The organism is Aliiglaciecola aliphaticivorans, from assembly GCF_054782055.1.
Map to the genome: position 1 here is coordinate 196,369 of NZ_BAAGTF010000019.1, position 19,822 is coordinate 216,190.

Consider the following 19,822-nt stretch of genomic DNA (forward strand, 5'->3'; position numbering starts at 1 on the left):
ACTGGTATGCAAAAAGCAATCGGCGCAAGATAGGGACGTTCATTAATTTGAGGGAGTTGATATTTATTCAGTGGTTCGAAGTAATCGATAATATCAGCCACCTTCTCTAGTTGTTTCTGTAGCTTTTATAATCGACTCATTCTGATTTTAAACATCAAAAAAAATTCAGTCACTGCGTTAAAAAATTGATGCTTGTGGAGCGTGATTTAGAGAGTTAAGTACTGCTACCAAATGATCCTTAAAGTTATTGTAAACAGTGAATCTCAGGGAACGACACAGCACAGATATAAATTGATATAATATGACAAATCTTGCGCTTTTATATGATGGCGCTTAGCATTTATATGTTTGTTTTTCCCTTTTAAGAGGCGATACATTGAAAGATATTATTTTAGAAAAATTTAACGAGGCTCTTGAACAAACGGATGTTGACCAACGTTTTGAGGATATCAATGATGATCAGGTTTTACTAGAGAGTGGGTTAGATTCACTCGGCTTTGCAATTCTGGTAGCGCTTCTTGAAGAAGAGTTAGACCTAGATCCATTTCAACAAATGAAAGATGCTGTATATCCGACTACATTTGGTGAATTTGTGGCGATTTATGAAAAATACTCTCTATAAGTCTAATCAGCTGATAGATATTGTAAAACGTGTTCCTCTAGATAGAATATTTCTTACTACCAAAGAATTACACTACACTTATAACGACATAGTGAAGCTAAGTAATCAATTTAAGTCTGAAAATCCCAGTTTTATTGGACGTAAGTGTGCAGTGATTTCTGATGATCGAGAGTCGTTAGCTCTATATCTCCCTGTTTTTGACAGTATTTTCCACACTATTCTGCTATTACCTAAAGATGCGGTGGAATATGAAGGTATTTTTTTGAAGTCCGCTGAAATTGATTACCTGATCCACCTTTCAGCGGGATTGGTGAGTCGTATCGTTGCGGTATCCAAAGTTCAAGTTGAACATGCTAATGAATCGTCTACATATATACTTGCGACATCAGGAACGTCTGGCGTACCTAAACTGGCCAGCTATAGTCTTGATACACTCGTTGCAACAGCAAAGAGTGATATTAATCAGGGAAAAAATTTCACGTGGGGATTAACGTACGATATTAATCGTTTCGCTGGTTTACAAGTTTATCTTCAGTCTATTTCATCCGGTTCAACCTTAGTTATTCCTTCAATATCAGCAACAATGACCGAGTTAATAACGCTTTTCTCTAGGAAATCAGTTAATTCCTTATCTGGAACGCCCTCATTTTGGCGTAAACTTTTGATGGCGCCAAGCCATGGCGCGCTTCAATTGAAGCGCATTACACTAGGTGGAGAAATCAGTGACCAGAGTGTTCTATCAGCCTTGAGTCAACGTTATTCCTCTGCAGTTATCGTTCATATTTATGCATCTACAGAGGCTGGTGTTGGTTTTGTTGTTAAAGATAAGAAAGAAGGCTTTCCAGTTTCTTTTTTAGCGCATAAGCCTGACCTAGAATGCCAACTTAAAATAACAAATGGAAACCTGTGGATTAAAAGTACAAAAGGTTGCTCAAAATACATAAATGGAAATCTTGATACAGATAGCGAGGGATTTCTTAATACTGGTGACATGGTAAAAATTGAAGGTGAACGAGTCATTTTTTTAGGCAGACAGAGCGGTGCTATTAATGTGGGTGGCAACAAAGTGATGCCTGAAAAAGTCGAATCAATTCTTGAGCATCATCCATCTGTGGCAATGGCAAAGGTTTTTTCAAAAACTAATCCAGTTTTAGGTTCTATAGTCGCTTGTGAGGTTGTTGTCGAAGATAGTTTTAAATGTCTTTCATTAGCTGCTGTGAAGCGAGATATTTTCTCATTTTGCAAACTACACCTAGAATCGTTTGAAGTACCAGTACTCTTGAAAAGAGTAGATTCAATATCTATTAATGCCACAGGAAAAAAGGCAAGAAATTAATGAAAAACATATTAATTACAGGCTGTGCAAAAGGGCTTGGGCTTGAAACATCTAAGATGCTTGCTAAAGCAGGGTATAAAGTACTTGGAGTCAGCCGCACGCCTACTGACGACTATGAAAAAGTAAAACTAGAACACCCAAATAGCGTATTTTTTTATCAATTCGACTTTTATAACGTTAAAGGTATTTCCGCATTAGTAAAACAAATAACAAAAGAACATGGGCGAATTTTTGGATTGATCAACAACGCGGCAATAGGGCATGATGGAGTGCTTGCAACAATGCATGAATCTGATATTTCATCGCTGTTGAAAGTGAATGTGGAGGCTCCTATTCTCCTAACAAAATACGTTTCTAGATCTATGCTTCTTAACCGCAAAGGGCGTATTATTAATGTCGGATCCATCATAGGATCAACAGGATTTAATGGACTCAGTGTATATGGTGCAACAAAATCTGCGTTAACCGGTTTTACTAAGTCATTAGCCCGAGAACTTGGAAAATCACAAATTACAGTAAATACACTTGCTCCAGGTTATATGGAAACAAATATGACTAATGGTTTGATTGGAGATAAATTAGAAAAGATAAAAAGACGCAGTTGTTTAGGACGACTTGCTACTATAAAAGATGGAGCCAGCATGATGTTATATATACTTTCTGAAGATGCTGCAGGAATTACAGGAACTACATTTACAGTTGATGCTGGCAGTACCGCTTAAGGGAAAAAATGATAAAAGGAAGATATACTCCTTGGGATGAAAGTGTACTAAAAGTCAGAACTTTTGAAATTCAAGATATAGATTTAAGTGATGAAAAATTGTGTCTTGAACTTTTAAAGACTAATGATTTTTGCGATGCTAACCTAATTTACGGTAGGTTTTTATCTAGTAACTTAAAAATAAAAGAGGTATTACTAAAATCTGGGTACTTTATTTGTGAAACCAGTCTAATTGTTAACCTCAAAAAATTAGATACATATGTGTTACCTAGTATTTATGCTAGGAGAAAATTAGAATTATCTATTTTGGATAACACTGATTACTGGAAGATAGCTAATATTTCTCAAGATATGTTTAAGTATTCTAGATTTCATGAAGATCCTTTTATTCCTATAAATCGTGCGAATGCAAGAATGTCACAATGGGTTAATGATTTAGCAAATCAGGATGTTACCTGTTTAGTTAACAAGTCACATTCAAATGAAATACTTTCGTTTATGATATTTAAACTCATTAAAGGAAATAGTATCGAGCTCATTTTAGGAGGTAGTAAAAAAGGTTATGAACTTCATTCACCTTTCTTTTGGGGGAGCATAATTGACTATTTTAAACAAAGTGGTTATTTAAAAATCTCATCGACTATATCAGCAGCAAATATGGGGGTTCTATCGCTCTATCAAAATTTAGGTTTCAAAATCATCAAAGTAAATAATGATTACCACAAACATATTTTGATTTGATTTTTGATAGAATCGATTCAAGCTAAATGTTTTAAACTGATTTTATGTTTCAAAAATAATCACACAGAAGTTTAGTATATTATCAATCAATTACCTTTTATCAATTGAAAATTGATTGCCATTGTTTAACTAACATCTTTTCTGAATAGTGTTTTTTCAAATTATAGATATTGTTATTAATTTGCTTTTCACTCATACCTTCTAGAGATAACTTATTGGTATCAAATATTTGAATGTTCTGACTAGTTAGTAAATCCCATGTTGCTACCGATGGACGAATAAACACTTTTACCCCTAGGCTTAGCAACGTGATTAAAGTACCCATTCCTTGTTGTCTATTATGATCATAAATTGCGATATCTATGTTTTTTAGGTATGTCATATATTCATCAAAAGTTAAAAAATCCAATAAAGGTTTAAATTTTTCACCGAACAAAGATTGTCCATGTTCAATAACTTGATTTATATAACGCTTTCCCCCTATTTTTGCATAAGACAAGGGAACTATTACTTGGTTTATATCCGAGGAGTGTTCATATAATCTGTCGAATATCGCAATATGATTATTATTTAATGCTGCAGAATTTCCAACAATAATTTTCTTTTTATGATCTCTATTTATATTTATCGGTGCCTGTCTATATAAGTTACTAGTGTAAGCGAAGCAATTAATATGTTGACCTTTTGCCTGGTACGATTTTTTGATTAATGCAATATCCCCTTTAATATGGGTAACGCAATACCCCACATTTTTAATCACTTCTCGATGCTCCTCACTTTTTGATTCAGGTAAGTAGTAATCAGCTCCCCACATAACCCAGTAGGCTTTTTTTAATAAAATAGGGTTTGTGACTAACAAATGATTAATTTTATCTCGCCATAGACCGTGAAGAATAATTTTTTCTGCAGCTTTTAAAATGTTGGCTAAACATAAAAAGTCATCATCGGTGTGCATAAATTTGACGTTATGGGAAGGCGTCAGTCCAAACTGATATTTTTCACTGGTGATATAAATGAATAAGTGTTCAGATTCGTCAAAATTTTCCTGAATAAAGTCTATGTAGGGGGGCATAAACTTTTCTGAGATCATAATGTGAACATATTTAATCAATTTTTTATCCCATGTTGAAGTAAATGTTATTATATGTCTGATTTCGCTAGTTTATTTTCTCGATGGCAAAACTTTGATTTTCACTAATATCCATAGTGAGATATTTTAAGCGCCAATTATGCGTTACGCAAAACTCATGTACCGCCTCAATAACGCCATAACGAAAAGACTTCGCCCAATTACCCATACTATAATCGTGACCAGCAATTATGCCACCGGGTTTCATTTTGGCGGCATAGAGCTCTAGTTCTAATTTGGTTTGTTTATATTTATGGGTGGTATCGATATAAATCCAATCAAAGTACTGATCAGGGAAATCTGACACTGCCTCATGGGATAATTTTCGCTTAATCACCACTTCGTTCGCTTGAACTTGAGTGTTAAATAGCTGTTGAATATTATCCAGTAAGCCTTGGTTGTATCTTTGTGAGCCCCATACATCTACTAGGTATAGTTTGCTAGGGCTGGCATACTCCAAAATACATTTCGAAAAGCTGCCGGTTGCTACACCTAGTTCAACAGCAGTCCCATGCTTAGGTAATTTTTTCAAAAGCTCAATGCGATTTGTCAACATTTGGCAACAATCAATATGTTGCTCGAGCAAAGGAGTTTGTGGAATGTTTTGCAACTCCTTCGATTTCAGTTCACTTTGGTAATTGGCAAGATCTTTATTTACACTTTGTAGAAGGGGGTGCTCAGACGAATTAATATAATTGGTAATTTGAAGTGACTTCAAGGTTTCTATTATTTCCGCAGAGAATGCACTGCATATTACAATAAGATCAAAATCTACATTTTTTAATTCAGAATAGTGAAATACTTGATAACCGAGCAAATGCTGGTCACTTTTATTAGGATTACTGTCAACAAAGCCCACTAAATTAAAAGTGATTAAGATCCCTTGGAGCTCTCTGATCGCTTTGTTTGATGTTCCGTATATAAGAACTTTTTTCATTTATATTTGCCTCGTTTTCGTTTTAGGCAGTTCACTTAGACAATTTAGGAAAGCGTTGCGACTTTTCGCAAATAATACTCTAAAGTTAAAAATCGAAATATTTCTGACACATAGTTGTACTTGAAAGACACAAGGTGTGGGGTTAAATATTCTTCAATTGCATCTATATCGGTAAATTCAGAATATTTTGAACCCTTTACGGATAATAAATCATTAATTTTGGTAAGAATTGAATCTTCTCTTATTTCTCGAGCGTAGTTGATATAGCCGCGAATAATATTTTCACTTTTTAGATACTGGCTTTGTTCTCCTAAAATCGTTTTGCGAGTTTTCTGCCAAGGAATATCTGTGAAGAAGTCAGGGAAAAACTTGAGTAACATTGCAGCATAAAGTTTGTTATCTTTTCTATATTCATCGGGAATGGACAATGCAAACTCCATAAGTGCATTGTCAAAAAAAGGTTTTCTTTGTTCTATTTTATCTAAACTATTAACCGTTCCCATATTGGTAAATCGTCTAACTCTATTCATAAATAGGTGGGGTTCGCTTTTATCTAGGTCATAGAAATCAGAGTCAAAGTGGGTCTTATCTGTTTGGTTTTTATAAAATAGTCGCATTCCCTCAGCTTTTGCTCTTGTGTTTAACGGTAACAATTTAAACCATCCCCCCCCACATACAACATCGCCAGCGTAACCGTTAAGGTTGATGTTAGCTTCCTTTGCAATATCATCTAAAAACTCTGAACCATGCATGTGTTCCATACTGAGCATGCCATCTGTTCGCCATATGGAATCAAACCTTGGCTCAAACCAATTGTGAGCTTTAAAATGGTATATTTTATGGTTCCAGTTTGTTTTTCTTGCAACAATTTTAGCAATTTCTATATCATCACAACCTTCGATTCCAAATGTAGATAGCGTACCTTTATAATCTGGATAAAGCGTTGTTACAGCAGCAACAATAGCACGGCTGTCTAAACCTCCACTTAAGGTTATACCCATTTTTTTGCTTGAATCAAATCGCTTTTTCACCGCGTCTAAAAATAGTTTGCCCAGTTCCTCTGTGGCTTGCTCAAAGGTAATATCTCTAGACTTGATGGCTGACCATTTCCAATAATGCTCTTCGGTAAGTGTTTTCGTCGATAGATCAAAAGTCATTATTGAGGCTGGTTTAATAAGCTTGATGTTTGAAAAAAGTGAGCGATCTTCTAAAACATATCCAAGTTCCAGAAACGAATCGACAGCAATGGGGTCGACATCTTTGCTTATAAACGGTAAAGCCAGCAGCGCTTTTACCTCTTGTGACCATGAGAGTCTTTGATTTTCGAAGCAATAATATAGAAATTTCATACCATATCTATCACTAATCAAATGAATTTTTTTGGTTACGTTGTCGTAAATTAACGCATTAAATAACCCGTCTATTTCAGCTAAAACAGATTTAAGCTGACCAGTTAAATAGGCTTCGGTTAATAACTGTTTGAAACTAATATTTGAATAATTGTATTTCTCACCTTCAATAAGTACATGAATTCCGTTGCTGGATATTTGTTCGCTATTGGAATTAGTTAAAAAAAGGTGGGATGTTTGGATTAAATCATCGTTTATTTCATCATTTGAATTAGTTGAGGTGATTTCGCACAGCGAGGACGTCATTAAGGGTAGAAAGTTATCACTAACTTGGCTTTTGGTGTAACCATATATTCCTGGCATATTAGTTTACTTTACCCATATTATATGTGTGACATTTCTGATTCAGTTATTTGAATTTGTTGTCGCTTAAACTCATCTATTTTGTTTTGAGATAAAACACCTAAAAGTAAATGCTTCATTTTAATGTCGCCTAATACAATAGTTCCTCTTGTCCCTGAGTAGCGAGATACTAATCCCGCGTCTTTAATCTCCGATATACAGATGAAGTGCCTAAAGTCTATTGCTACGAAACCTTCAGGTACAGTGTAGATGACTCTTTCGTTGAACTCTGAGGCATCAGAGGTGAATAGCTTAGGAATATAAAACGCGGTTTGGGTCACGCCGAAAGCTGCACGAATCGCGATACTGACAACGAACGCTAAGCTATTGAGAATTACTGGGCTATCAATATTAGGAAAGGAAATAAAGCTGGTAGTCTTACCTTGAATAATTGCAACGTCATTGCTTCTCGTGATACAAATCGAATTGTGTTCACCTCGAAGCCCTTGGTTAGTTTCATCTTCATAATATACAACAAAATCATACTTATTATTTGGGCCAACATCTGCACTTTTATTCGCAATTTTTAAGTTTTTTATTGTTGGTAAGTTTTGGGTATAGAGCCACGCGATACACTTTTGAAATTTAATATTATCTGATATTGCCAGTATCGTTTTACCTGCTATATGTTTAGGTAAGATTAGCTGCTCTCTTTTATAGGTTTTAAAGCCGGATGTATCAAAATAGTGGCAGTTTTCGCTTACTAAAATAAATGTTTTTAATTGACTGATGGTTTTTTTCCAATCGTTTAATAGTTGCCTATTACGCTCAAGTCCATTGGCATCGTTATCTACGTTGCTTGATAATTTAGTTAAAACCGCATTGGCATAATTCACAGTACCGTATAGGTAGTAAAACAGCAGAGACTTTCCTTGCTTATAGGAAGCAAATAACATTTCTTTTTGTTTATTGATTATGTGCTCTATGTCTTTTTGAGTATTCACTTCATTTTTTAAAAGTAATTCAAAATAACCGAGCTCTTTCATTAACCTTTTCTGAGAGAATTTATTTTCAAAACGTTCTATAAAGTTTGATGTTTTATTATTTGAAAAAGCCGCGGTTTTCATTTGGTTTACGGCTTGCTGCTTTTGCTCACTACTAGATAAAACCAGTATTTCATCAGTTCTTAATGGCTGAGTGTTGTTAATTTTTGCCCCGTCACTGCAATTATAAAAAGTTTGATCTTTGTTTTTTTGGTTTGTAACTTGCTCAATTACTTGCCTCGATACTTTAAACTCGTGCTTAGTATTTACAGTCGCTCTGAAATTTCCTGGCACAATAAGAGAAGTATTAGCAGAGTTCGTATATTGATAAATTTCTTCTCCATCTTCAAGGTAGTATGCAGAGGATTTCGAGTGGTGATGTTTAACATCTATAAATCCTAAATCTACACCTACTAAATAGATGCTAGTAAATCTCAATGTACTAAATAAATCACATACAAAATTACTTACAGTAGGAAATGCATTTCGCAATACTTCAAAGTGTTCTTGACCAAGCACGTTCAATGCTGAAACCGTAGATGATTCTCCTTCTTTGAACGCTACTAAAACTTCTTTGTATAATTCGCACGTATCAGGATGGATACCGTTACACGAAATTAATGTGATACTTCTCAAATAAGCTAAGTCATCTACTAAAGACGCCCAATCGAATGTGCTTCGATTTTGCTCAATTTCTGCATGAAAATCAGGTGTGATACCATTCCTATGCAGGGCCTGAAGTGCGGTCCCACAACTTACAACAATGACTTGCTCTCGCCATTCTTTAATCGCCGCTATAGAGCTATCTAACGATGGTCCGTTACCAACAATAAATATTGGGACTTCTTTGTCATCGTAGCTCAACTTTGCAGATGGGTTTTTAGTTAAAACTGGGATCTTTCGTCTCATTCCTTCTTTGGTATGAGCGATGCCATAATATGCATGATCAAAATATTCTCCCATGGATATAACCACTTGCAACTGCTCGCGAAGTTGGCCAATAGCACTGTTCAATGCAGAGTTATAATAGCTTTGATAGAAGTAGGTATTGTTTAGAATATAGGGGCCAATTGAGTGGAATTGAGTTAATAAATCCCTGAATAAGTTCGTACCGTCATCACCAATATTAAGATAAATTCGTGCATCTGTTTTTTCGATTTTTTCGAAAATTGCGGTCCAATCAATGGCAAATAATGAGGCATAGAAAAAATCTGAGTTAGGTTCACAAATAAACAGCTTTTCTACTTTATGATCTGCCAACAAACGCTCTACCTGATAACCCACACCCAAACCAAACATGATGATAGATGCAACCGTTTCGGGTAATTCGCCAATTTCATCTTCGGCTTCTTTTAAAAGCTCTTCGGTTTTCTTTACAAATTTGTAGTGTTCGTAGTGGGCTAATTTGGTACCCGTATAACCTAAAACTAATCCATCTTTATTGGGTTGGGAGTAAAAGTTTTTGAAGTTTAATTCACAATCTTGAATAGGTGATTCACCATACCAAGTGGTGAGATTTTCTTTATTTAATAAATTAACTTCATTATCTTGATTATCAATAGGTAGCCAATTGACTGGAGTATAAGATTTAAATTGTTCATAAATAGCCGGATAGAACTTTTTAAACGCATTTAGGTTTTTACTAAATAGCGTTTGTTCTTCACAGACTGGTTTACATTTTTGAAGATCGATTTCTGGAGTCCAGCTAGGTACATAGGTGAGGTAATTTTCAGTAGCGCTGACTTTAAAGCCATTCTTTTTGATATCAGCCCAAGTACGCTTGGTTAGTTCATTGAAAATAGCGTCAAAAATTGGGTGGTTGTAGTGTTTGAAAATACGGAACTCAGAAATACCTTCATGTTCTTGTAATTGTTCTATATCTTCAATTAAATTTCGTCCATCTTTTTCTATTTGTAAGAAAATCCCAGTACCATTTTGTTTGGCTAATGCGAAAATTGAAGACCAATCAATGGCTAATGCCGAGCATTGAAAAAATTGAATCTGTGGTTCATAAACAATCAGGTATTTGATTTTGTGTTGACGAAGCAGCATCTCTAAATGCAAACCCAAACCACAGCCTAATACGACTAAGCATTCTATTTCTTCGTCTAACTGCGGCTGGCTTTGTCTATTTTGATATGCGGCAAGCTGATGAAAATCTAATGAAGATGAGGTTGCGCTTTCTGTATCTGATTTTACTTCGCTGCTTTGAGTTAACGTTATTTTTGGACTGTGGTGTTCAAAACGGCTCACTTGCTGGCTTACTTCGTTTAGAGGATGGAATCCATACAAGGTTCTTCCGATACCGTAATCTACGATATTAATTTCACCATACTTATTATTAAACAACGAGTGATTTTGCAGCGATGTAGATTTGATTGTCGGAACTAACGAGGGAATATTACGCGCAAAGCTATTAATATTCTTGCGCTGCATTTCTACAATGGTTGCCGCTAAAGAGCGATCCAATTCTTGTTGTTTTTCTTCATCTTTTTCAATATGTAATCGTATATTTTTAAGCATGGTTTCTAATTTTTATGGTGCTAGACGTTAACTCGTTATTATCAGCCTGTGACGTCATTTGAATATTTGTCACTGTTAAACGGTTATCTTTTTGATATTTAATACTTAGGATGATTGTGACCTGATGATGGTATCGGAGTCAATTGAGTTTACTTGAATTGCATTTTCATGATAGATATTTATACATAGTTATGAATTTTAATACTTAGTTTAGACTGTGTTTATTGTCGGTTGCTTACTTTATCGGCAATATTTTGCTATCCTTAACACAAGGTGTAGGAGGAGAAAATCTATGATCAATCTTGATACCAGTAACAATTCATCCGTTTTACAGCAGTTACAACAGAAACAAGAAACCTTGTTTGAAAAGTTGGCTTCAGGTAAGCGAGTGAATAGTGCTGCCGATGATTCTGCTGCACAACAAATTATCGACCGGTTAACTACCCAAGTTGAAGGTAATCGACAAGCTATCTCTAATGCATACGATGGCGTTTCCCTATCTCAGGTAGCCGAAGGTGGTTTGTCAGGTATTAATACCGATGTAAATCGAATTCGTGAATTATCCGTGCAAGCAGGGAACGGGATCTTAAGCGATTCTGATCGAGAAGCGCTGCAATCCGAAATTTCTCAATTGCAAAGTAACATTAGCCAAACCATTGAGCAGACCAATTTTGGTGGAAAATCTTTATTATCAGAAGAAGGTAACATTGATTTTCAAGTTGGTGCGAACTCAGGTCAGAGCATCGGTGTAGCGACGCAAGATGTGGCGGCACAACTTGATGATGTGCTAAATATTGATGTGTCCACGTCTGAGGGGGCTGAAGAAGCCTTAGAGATTACCGATAATGCCCTTGAATTTGTAGGTGGGGCTAGGGCGGATTTAGGAGCCACGCAAAATCAATTTGCAAGTGCTGCGAGAAACCTAAGTCAAACCGATGTTAATGTTTCTGCCGCCAGAAGTCGATTGCAAGATACCGATTACGCTCAAGCAACAGCAGACAATATTGCAGCTGGCATCCAAAGCCAAGCATCGCTTTCTGTGCAATCTCAAGCGAATCAGCAGCAAGGTCAAGTATTGTCTTTGTTGAGTTAATTCTCGATATAAGCGATTAATTGAACGTTTAAAATTAAATTTAATGATAAAGCAGCTTCGGCTGCTTTTATTTTGTTCAATTAATTGATTTTATTCATAAACATAAAAATTGATAGTTGCTATCCGACAACGAATGTTTAAAATCAAGACAGAATTGGTATGTGTGTTTCAATTTCATTTTATAGCTTACTGACACGAGTAAAAATATACGCTAATCTTTTAATAGACGGACTGCGCCAAATAGGTGTTTTGTTTTTGTCTATTTTTAAGCAGAGAAGCTTGGCAAACATTTACTTGGAATTGACACGCCCTTGAAAAAAAACAATAAAAATAACAAAGATGGGGAAAGGATGAGCACAATTCTGATTATCAGCGGGCATATGTCGCGCGCCAATAATCTCAAAACAATCTTGTCTTTTTTAGGCGAACGTTGTGCGATGGTACCTTTTTCTGAAGCAATGTCTTCGTTGAAAAAACAAGACAGCTTTGAAGCTGTAATCATCGATTTCGACTCTCCTGAGCTGACCGATGATGTGGTAAGCAAATTTCCAGCCCAACCTTTTATTGTAATTGGCAATGCCCAAGCTGATGCTGAATTTAGAGCCAATATCGTTGGACAGCTAGAAGAGCCGGTAACCTATCCCGTTTTGACTCAGATGCTTCATCGATGTCAAGAGTACTTACGTAAACGCCCCGCTAAAAACTCTAATACTAGTAAAACCAAATTATTTCGCAGTTTAGTTGGAAAAAGCGAAGAAATTCAAAATGTCCGACATTTAATCGAGCAAGTATCAAGCTCTGACGCGAATGTGCTTGTGTTAGGTGAGTCTGGCACGGGTAAGGAAGTCATCGCCCGAAATCTGCATTTTATGTCGAATCGGAACAATGGTCCTTTTATTCCAGTTAATTGCGGCGCTATTCCTGCAGAACTGTTAGAAAGTGAGCTATTTGGTCATGAAAAAGGCGCATTTACAGGGGCGATAAACGCACGTAAAGGGCGTTTTGAGTTAGCCGAAGGTGGCACCTTATTTTTGGATGAAATTGGTGATATGCCTCTGCAAATGCAAGTTAAATTGCTGCGAGTGTTGCAAGAGCGGCAATATGAGCGAGTAGGGGGGAACAAACCCATTAAATGTGATGTGCGCATTGTAGCTGCTACACACCGAGAACTTGAAAACATGATCGCCGAAGGATCATTTCGAGAAGACCTATATTACCGATTGAATGTTTTTCCCATTGAAAGTCCAGCATTGAGAGAACGCAAAGAAGACATTCCACTGTTGTTGCAGGAACTAGTTTCACGGTTAGAACAAGAAAATGAAAAGTCTTTACGTTTTACCGAAAGTGCAATTAATTCTCTGCTCGAACATCTGTGGCCGGGCAATGTCCGTGAACTTTCTAATTTGGTGGAAAGGTTACTGATTTTATATCCCAACCAAGTGGTGGATGTAACGGATTTACCCTCCAAATACCAATATACCGATGGCGATAATTTCGAACCAGATTACCCTGAAGAGTTATTGGAACGTGAGGCAATAATCGCCTTGTTTAACGATACCGGTGATAGTGATATAAGCGAAGGTGATGAAAACGAATTTGCTGATCTCGACGAAAATCAGGAAATAGTTCAAAAAACTGACTTGAATGCCAGTTCAGCCTTGCCTTCAGACGGTATGAACCTGAAAGAGTATCTCTCAGAATTGGAAATCAGTATGATAAACCAAGCCCTAGACCAACAAGACGGGGTTGTTGCAAGAGCGGCAGAAGTCTTAGGTATGCGTCGAACTACCTTGGTCGAAAAAATGCGTAAATATGGAATAGTCCGCGATTAGAACGGCTGTATTTATGCCATGATGGCAACGCATCTTGTTTAATCTTTATAACCCCTTAAATCCTCTCCCGTCATTTTGTTGACGTTCAACTCTCCGTTTGCAACGGTATAACTTATTGATATGTAGGGTAAAATAATTGGCATGGGATATGCTAATCTCACGGTAAGTAATATTTTTGACGTGAGGACATTATGGCGCTCGACAGTGCATTCAACATATCGTATGAAGACGAACACCGGGAAATAAGCTGTACTTCCTCGTCTCGCTCACGTGAGCGTGCATCGCAGTTTGTTGCACCTCAGGCGTCATCAACTTCAACTACAGAAGTTTCCAAGCAAGAATTTGAGCAGTTAAAAAGCCAGGCAACCAGACTGGAACATTTATTACAGGTAATGCCGGCCGGGGTTGTCGTGATAAATGGACAAGGACAGGTAAAACAGGCGAATGCTTTGGCCAAAGACTTGTTGGGTGAGCCATTAGAAGGTCAAGCATGGCGTAAAATCATAGCTCGTTCGTTTAAGCCCCAAGCCGATGATGGCCATGAAGTTTCGTTACACGATGGTCGAAAAGTAAAATTATCTATTACCCCTTTAACTGCCGAACCCGGACAGCTTATTGTACTCACTGATCTAACTGAAACCAGACAACTGCAACAGCGAATTAGCCACATGCAACGCCTGTCTTCTTTAGGCAAAACCGTGGCTTCCATCGTCCATCAAATTCGTACGCCTTTATCTGCAGCGGTTTTATACGCTTCAAATTTAGCTAGCAATCAACTTAGCGACAGCGCACGGGAGCGCTTTGGTGAAAAGTTAATGTTGCGGTTAAAAGATTTAGAAGGGCAGGTAAACGATATGCTGTTGTTTGCCAAAAGTGGCGAAGAACAAGTTGTACAAAATATCTCTATTGCCGAACTCATATCAGAACTGACGGTTTCCGCAGAGAATATGGTTCAGCAAGCTAATGCCCAGTTAATTGTCAAAGATATTGATCCTCAACTAATGATCTTAGGCAACAAACCCGCACTTTTAGGGGCGCTGCAAAATATTATTCATAATGCAATTCAAGTACAGCCTGAAGATTGTCAAATAGCGATTAGTTGTTTACACGATGATCAACAGGTGAGTTTGCACATTCAAGATAATGGGCCGGGTGTGGATACACAGTGTTTAAATCGCATTTTTGAACCTTTTTATACCTCAAAAAGTCATGGCACAGGCTTAGGGTTATCGGTAGTTGCTACTGTGGCTAAGTCCCACGGTGGATCGGTTACAGTGTCAAATATGCCGGGCTCAGGAGCATGTTTTAGTCTCATGTTACCAATCATTAAATCAAGTCAAACAACTAAACAGGCTTTGGGAGAGAAATCGTGAGTCAAACCAGCATACTAATTGTAGAAGATGATGCCGGGTTAAGAGAGGCATTAGTCGATACCTTATTACTAGGGGGTTATGAGGTTATCGAGGCTAACTCGGCTGAGCAAGCGATGGTCAAACTAAGTTCACACAAGGTCGACTTGGTAGTGAGTGATATTCAAATGGGCGAAATGAGTGGCCTAACTCTATTGCGCAGTATCAAAAATAAATTCCCCAGCTTACCAACATTGCTTATGACAGCTTATGCAACAATCGATGATGCGGTTCAAGCAATGCGAGATGGCGCAACTGATTATCTGTCAAAACCCTTTAGTCCTGAAGTGCTGTTAAATTTAGTTGGCCGATATGCACCAGCTCAACAAGTGGAATCTCGCAATCCTATCGCTGCCGATCCTACCAGTATCAATTTGCTCAATTTAGCCAAAAAGGTTGCTGCTTCAGATGCGACTGTGATGGTTTTGGGGCCAAGTGGTTCGGGTAAAGAGGTTTTGGCGCGATATATTCACGACCAATCTAACCGCAAAGACCAGCCTTTTGTTGCCATTAACTGTGCAGCTATACCTGAGAATATGCTAGAGGCGACCTTATTTGGTTATGAAAAAGGTGCGTTTACAGGGGCGCTACAAGCCTCTCCTGGTAAGTTTGAATTGGCTCAGGGTGGCAGTATTTTACTCGATGAAATCACTGAAATGGATCTCGCATTACAGGCAAAACTATTGCGTGTTTTGCAGGAAAAAGAAGTCGAAAGGTTAGGGGGGCGTAAAACCATTGCCTTAGACGTGCGCGTGATTGCCACTAGTAATCGCGATTTAAAACAGGTTGTCAGCGATGGCAAATTCAGAGAAGACTTGTACTATCGATTAAATGTATTCCCTTTGATGTGGCATCCGTTGGATAAGCGAGCAGGTGACATAGTGCCGCTGGCTGAACACATGATAGAAAGACACTATAAAGGTAATCAACCCGCGCCTAGCTTGACGGCTTCGGCTAGAAGTAAGTTAATGCAGCATGTATGGCCTGGTAATGTTCGAGAGTTGGAAAACGTGATCCAACGCGCCCTTATCTTGTCTGATGGAGAAAGCATTGACGCCAATGATTTGATGATTGAAATTGAGACTGGCCAAACTATTATCACCGAACAAGAAAACCCAACTGAAGTGGATGACAGTAAATTAGGCAGTGAATTACGTCATCAAGAACATCAAATTATTCTCGACACACTGCAATCTTGCAATGGTCGTCGTAAAGATGTGGCGGAACGTTTAGGGATCAGTCCCAGAACCTTACGCTATAAATTAGCGCGTATGCGTGAAGTGGGAATTGAACTTCCCGCTTAGTATTACCACTTTCACTAATAGCCGTTAATTAACGGCTATTTTTTTACATCCTCCATCGAGATTACCCCTCGGTTTTTCTCCATTTTACGTTATTCCCGGAAATGGTTAACCAGCCATTAAGTTGGTTATCGGTTAAATCCTATAAAACAACTCCGTCAATAAAATGACAAATACTCTAACTTGCTGATATTTATAGGTTTTAAAGTTTGGCACTGAGATTGCTTAGTTAAGTTATAGCTGTAATAAATTCGTGCTTTGCCATTTTTTTTGACATACGCAAAGCCTTTTGATTTGACCACCGGAGCGACACATGGAAATCAAAGCACAATCTTTATACCAAGAAATGCAGGCAATGGCGTCAGGTGCACAGATGGATGTTGCACAGCTTCCTGGCACTAACCCTTCTTCTCATAATTTTGCCGAAATGTTAGGGCAGGCAATTAATACTGTGAACGATATGCAACTGGATGCGAAAGACAAACAAATCGCATTTGAGATGGGTGATCCGAATATGAGTTTAGCTGACGTGATGTTGACCAAAGAGAAATCCGGCATTGCTTTTGAAGCTACTGTGCAGGTACGTAACAAAGTACTAGAAGCGTACAAACAAATCATGAACATGCCCGTTTAACATAGCAAGAGGATAACTCGTGGCCGAGGCAACTAGCACTGAGCTTGCACTTAGTGACAATGACAACTATTCAGATTCAACAGAATTAGAGCATAAATCTGGTTTTATGGACGCATTAGGCAATGTCGATATAATGCGTCAAGTAACCATAGTGATTGCCCTGGTGATCTGTATCGCTATTGCTATTTTTATCGTTATTTGGGCACAAGAACCTACTTACCGTCCATTGGGTAAAATGGAAACCCAAGAGCTCATTGAAACCCTTGATTACCTTGATCAAAATTACCCAGATTACATTCTTGAAGGTAATGTGGTTAAAGTTCTAGAAAGTGACTATAAAGCGATTAAATTAAATATGACTCGCCAAGGGCTCGCTTCTTCTTCGGAAAACACCGGTGCTGAAATCATCATGCAAGATATGGGTTTTGGGGTGTCACAGCGAGTAGAAAAAGAGCGCTTAAAGCATGCTAGAGAACAGCAAATCGCCCGCACTATCGAGGAAATAAACGGGGTTAAACGAGCCAAAGTGCTACTTGCGTTACCGGTTGAAAATGTTTTTGCACGGAGAGAGAAAAAAGCCAGTGCTACAGTCGTGGTGACTTCTGGACGGGGCTCTAGCTTATCCAATGAAGAAGTTGACGCTATTATTGATATTGTGGGCTCGGCAGTGCAAGGAATGGAGCCTAGTCGCGTTACTGTAACAGATAGCAATGGCCGGTTACTGAATTCTGGTTCTCAAGATGCCGCCTCTGCGCGCTCTAGAAAAGAGTATGAATTAGAGAAGCAACGGGAAAATGCCTATTTAGAAAAGATCGATTCGATATTAATTCCGGTTCTTGGATTGGGAAACTATACTGCCCAAGCTGATGTAACCATGGATTTTACCGCAGTTGAACAAACTCAGCGTCGCTACAACCCTGATTTGCCTGCAATACGCAGTGAAATGTTAGTGGAAGAAAACAGTGTAGGTGGCGCAATCGCCGGCATTCCTGGCGCGCTAACCAATCAACCTCCTTTAGACTCTTCAATCCCCGAAAATGCCACGGCTAGCAATTCACGAACTACCTTACCGGGTCGAAATTCAAAAGAAGAAACGCGAAACTACGAGTTAGATACTACAATTAGTCATACCAAACAGCAGACTGGTTTCATTAAGCGGTTGAGCGTGTCTGTTGCAGTGGATTATATCACTAAGGTTGCAGAAGATGGTACGCAGTCAACATCGCCTAGGGAGCAACAAGAGTTACTCAATATTCGTCGCTTGTTGCAAGGTGGTATCGGCTTTGATGTTACTCGTGGTGACTCTTTAGAGGTGGTAAGTATTCCCTTTAGTCGGGAAAGTGATTTTGTACCCGAAGTGGTGCCTTACTATAAAGAAGAATGGTTTGCGCAAACGGTAAAAGTAGCGGCGGGTGCCCTTATCATTATCGTATTAATATTTGCGCTGGTTAAACCGATGTTGAGTCGACTTATTAATCCTCAAGATACCACTGAAAGCGATGATTTTGATGTCGATAGCGCATTAGACTTAGGTGATGAAACTATTAGTATGCTGTCTCAGGAGTTTGATGAGGGGCAAGTTGGTTTTGCTGCAGACGGTTCCTTGATGTTACCCGATTTACATAAAGATGAAGATGTACTAAAAGCGGTTCGCGCATTAGTTGCTAATGAACCTGAATTATCAGCTCAGGTAGTAAAAGGCTGGTTGATGCAAGATGAGTAGGAATAGACATGCCTGAAGAAGAATTACCTGAATCCAGCGGCTATGACGTTGGAAAATTAGAGGGTGTAGATAAAGCCGCCATTTTACTTCTGAGTTTATCAGAAGAAGACGCTGCGCAAATTCTTAAGCATTTAGAGCCCAAACAAGTTCAGCGTTTAGGGCAAGCAATGGCGCAAATTGATGATATGACGCAGCCAAAAATTACCGCTGTGCATAAACATTTTATCGAAGAGATTCAAAATTACAGTACCATTGGTTTCCAAAGCCAAGACTTTGTGAAGCGTGCATTGACTGCAGCCTTGGGCGAAGACAAAGCGGCCAACTTAATTGATCAAATTCTAATGGGCAGTGGAGCTAAAGGTCTCGACTCCCTTAAGTGGATGGACTCTAAGCAGGTTGCCAGCATCATTCGTAATGAACATCCACAAATTCAAACCATTGTTATGTCCTATCTAGATGCAGAGCAATCTGCGGAAATTCTGGCACAATTCCCAGAAAAAGTGCGGTTAGACTTAATGATGCGGGTAGCCAACCTTGAAGAAGTGCAACCGGCAGCCTTGCAAGAATTAAATGAAATTATGGAGAAACAATTTGCCGGTCAGGCAGGTACACAAGCCGCTAAAATGGGCGGCTTGAAATCAGCGGCAGATATTATGAACTATCTCGATACCAATATTGAAGGCCAGTTGATGGATGCAATACGTGAACAAGATGAGGAGATGAGTCAGCAAATCCAAGACTTGATGTTCGTCTTCGACAACCTTGCAGATGTAGATGATCGCGCTATTCAAGCAATATTACGTGAAGTTCAACAAGACTCATTGCTCAAGGCCATCAAAGGCGCTGATGATGAGCTGAAAAACAAAATTACCAAAAATATGTCCAAACGAGCCGCTGAAATGTTGATTGATGACCTTGAAGCACTCGGACCTGTGCGTATAAGTGAAGTAGAAACTGCCCAAAAAGAAATTTTATCGGTGGCCAGAAGGTTAGCTGATTCTGGTGAAATAATGCTTGGCGGCGGTGGCGGCGAAGAGTTCCTATAAAGTAGCCTTTAACACGCTTACTTTTAGTTAATGGTATTGAT

The 19,822-nt window shown here is 38.3% G+C and carries 15 protein-coding genes; 11 read left to right on the top strand and 4 right to left on the bottom strand.

All coding sequences use genetic code 11. The features are described from left to right. Positions 1 to 376: 376 nt before the first annotated feature. The 4 genes from ACYVIL_RS11215 to ACYVIL_RS11230 are packed head-to-tail and all read left to right on the top strand — an operon-like array spanning position 377 to position 3,420. Positions 377 to 622, top strand: a complete 246-nt coding sequence (locus ACYVIL_RS11215) for an acyl carrier protein (RefSeq protein ID WP_460312493.1) — start codon at positions 377 to 379, stop codon at positions 620 to 622. Beyond that, positions 603 to 1,958, top strand: coding sequence for an AMP-binding protein (locus tag ACYVIL_RS11220; protein WP_460312494.1), 1,356 nt, complete (start codon positions 603 to 605; stop codon positions 1,956 to 1,958). The genes ACYVIL_RS11215 and ACYVIL_RS11220 overlap by 20 nt, the downstream gene beginning before the upstream one ends. Further along, positions 1,958 to 2,680, top strand: a complete 723-nt coding sequence (locus ACYVIL_RS11225) for an SDR family NAD(P)-dependent oxidoreductase (protein WP_303470213.1) — start codon at positions 1,958 to 1,960, stop codon at positions 2,678 to 2,680. Before ACYVIL_RS11220 ends, ACYVIL_RS11225 begins: the two co-directional genes overlap by 1 nt. Positions 2,681 to 2,688: 8 nt before the next feature. Next, a complete protein-coding gene (locus ACYVIL_RS11230; RefSeq protein ID WP_303470211.1) occupies positions 2,689 to 3,420 on the top strand; it encodes a hypothetical protein in 732 nt (243 codons plus the stop codon). A 100-nt stretch (positions 3,421 to 3,520) separates the two neighbouring features. Here ACYVIL_RS11230 and ACYVIL_RS11235 read toward each other — a convergent pair whose 3' ends face one another. The 4 genes from ACYVIL_RS11235 to ACYVIL_RS11250 are packed head-to-tail and all read right to left on the bottom strand — an operon-like array spanning position 3,521 to position 10,743. Continuing rightward, complete coding sequence (locus ACYVIL_RS11235) at positions 3,521 to 4,531, bottom strand: TDP-N-acetylfucosamine:lipid II N-acetylfucosaminyltransferase family protein (protein WP_460312495.1); 1,011 nt, start codon at positions 4,529 to 4,531, stop codon at positions 3,521 to 3,523. A 46-nt stretch (positions 4,532 to 4,577) separates the two neighbouring features. Continuing rightward, positions 4,578 to 5,486: a class I SAM-dependent methyltransferase gene (locus ACYVIL_RS11240; protein WP_460312496.1), complete on the bottom strand. Its 909-nt coding sequence runs from the start codon at positions 5,484 to 5,486 to the stop codon at positions 4,578 to 4,580. A 44-nt stretch (positions 5,487 to 5,530) separates the two neighbouring features. Beyond that, the gene (locus tag ACYVIL_RS11245; protein WP_303470205.1) at positions 5,531 to 7,198 is read right to left on the bottom strand and encodes an asparagine synthase-related protein; all 1,668 of its coding nucleotides are present in this window, start codon (positions 7,196 to 7,198) and stop codon (positions 5,531 to 5,533) included. 20 nt (positions 7,199 to 7,218) lie between these two features. Beyond that, positions 7,219 to 10,743: a 6-hydroxymethylpterin diphosphokinase MptE-like protein gene (locus ACYVIL_RS11250; RefSeq protein ID WP_460312497.1), complete on the bottom strand. Its 3,525-nt coding sequence runs from the start codon at positions 10,741 to 10,743 to the stop codon at positions 7,219 to 7,221. Between the two features lie 292 nt (positions 10,744 to 11,035). On the opposite strand from ACYVIL_RS11250, the gene ACYVIL_RS11255 reads away from it, so the two are divergent. The 7 genes from ACYVIL_RS11255 (at position 11,036) to fliG (ending at position 19,781) form a co-directional block, all read left to right on the top strand. Next, positions 11,036 to 11,836, top strand: a complete 801-nt coding sequence (locus ACYVIL_RS11255; protein WP_460312498.1) for a flagellin N-terminal helical domain-containing protein — start codon at positions 11,036 to 11,038, stop codon at positions 11,834 to 11,836. 350 nt (positions 11,837 to 12,186) lie between these two features. Next, positions 12,187 to 13,668, top strand: coding sequence for a sigma-54 dependent transcriptional regulator (locus ACYVIL_RS11260; protein WP_460312499.1), 1,482 nt, complete (start codon positions 12,187 to 12,189; stop codon positions 13,666 to 13,668). 191 nt (positions 13,669 to 13,859) lie between these two features. Then, a complete protein-coding gene (locus tag ACYVIL_RS11265) occupies positions 13,860 to 15,041 on the top strand; it encodes a sensor histidine kinase (RefSeq protein WP_303470197.1) in 1,182 nt (393 codons plus the stop codon). Next, complete coding sequence (locus ACYVIL_RS11270) at positions 15,038 to 16,381, top strand: sigma-54-dependent transcriptional regulator (protein WP_303470195.1); 1,344 nt, start codon at positions 15,038 to 15,040, stop codon at positions 16,379 to 16,381. The genes ACYVIL_RS11265 and ACYVIL_RS11270 overlap by 4 nt, the downstream gene beginning before the upstream one ends. Before the next feature lie 310 nt (positions 16,382 to 16,691). Next, positions 16,692 to 17,012 (top strand): flagellar hook-basal body complex protein FliE, encoded by a 321-nt coding sequence (fliE, locus tag ACYVIL_RS11275; RefSeq protein ID WP_303470193.1) that lies wholly within the window; start codon positions 16,692 to 16,694, stop codon positions 17,010 to 17,012. Positions 17,013 to 17,031: 19 nt separating this feature from the next. After that, the gene (fliF, locus tag ACYVIL_RS11280) at positions 17,032 to 18,735 is read left to right on the top strand and encodes a flagellar basal-body MS-ring/collar protein FliF (RefSeq protein WP_460312500.1); all 1,704 of its coding nucleotides are present in this window, start codon (positions 17,032 to 17,034) and stop codon (positions 18,733 to 18,735) included. Between the two features lie 8 nt (positions 18,736 to 18,743). Further along, positions 18,744 to 19,781 (top strand): flagellar motor switch protein FliG, encoded by a 1,038-nt coding sequence (fliG, locus tag ACYVIL_RS11285; RefSeq protein WP_303470190.1) that lies wholly within the window; start codon positions 18,744 to 18,746, stop codon positions 19,779 to 19,781. Positions 19,782 to 19,822 lie beyond the last annotated feature (41 nt).

Coding starts and splice junctions, on each gene's coding strand:
- ACYVIL_RS11220 (WP_460312494.1), top strand. CDS start 603: ATGAAAAATACTCTCTATAAGTCTAATCAGCTGATAGATATTGTAAAA.
- ACYVIL_RS11240 (WP_460312496.1), bottom strand. CDS start 5,486: ATGAAAAAAGTTCTTATATACGGAACATCAAACAAAGCGATCAGAGAG.
- ACYVIL_RS11265 (WP_303470197.1), top strand. CDS start 13,860: ATGGCGCTCGACAGTGCATTCAACATATCGTATGAAGACGAACACCGG.
- ACYVIL_RS11255 (WP_460312498.1), top strand. CDS start 11,036: ATGATCAATCTTGATACCAGTAACAATTCATCCGTTTTACAGCAGTTA.
- ACYVIL_RS11250 (WP_460312497.1), bottom strand. CDS start 10,743: ATGCTTAAAAATATACGATTACATATTGAAAAAGATGAAGAAAAACAA.
- ACYVIL_RS11260 (WP_460312499.1), top strand. CDS start 12,187: ATGAGCACAATTCTGATTATCAGCGGGCATATGTCGCGCGCCAATAAT.
- ACYVIL_RS11225 (WP_303470213.1), top strand. CDS start 1,958: ATGAAAAACATATTAATTACAGGCTGTGCAAAAGGGCTTGGGCTTGAA.
- ACYVIL_RS11245 (WP_303470205.1), bottom strand. CDS start 7,198: ATGCCAGGAATATATGGTTACACCAAAAGCCAAGTTAGTGATAACTTT.
- ACYVIL_RS11230 (WP_303470211.1), top strand. CDS start 2,689: ATGATAAAAGGAAGATATACTCCTTGGGATGAAAGTGTACTAAAAGTC.
- fliE (WP_303470193.1), top strand. CDS start 16,692: ATGGAAATCAAAGCACAATCTTTATACCAAGAAATGCAGGCAATGGCG.
- fliG (WP_303470190.1), top strand. CDS start 18,744: ATGCCTGAAGAAGAATTACCTGAATCCAGCGGCTATGACGTTGGAAAA.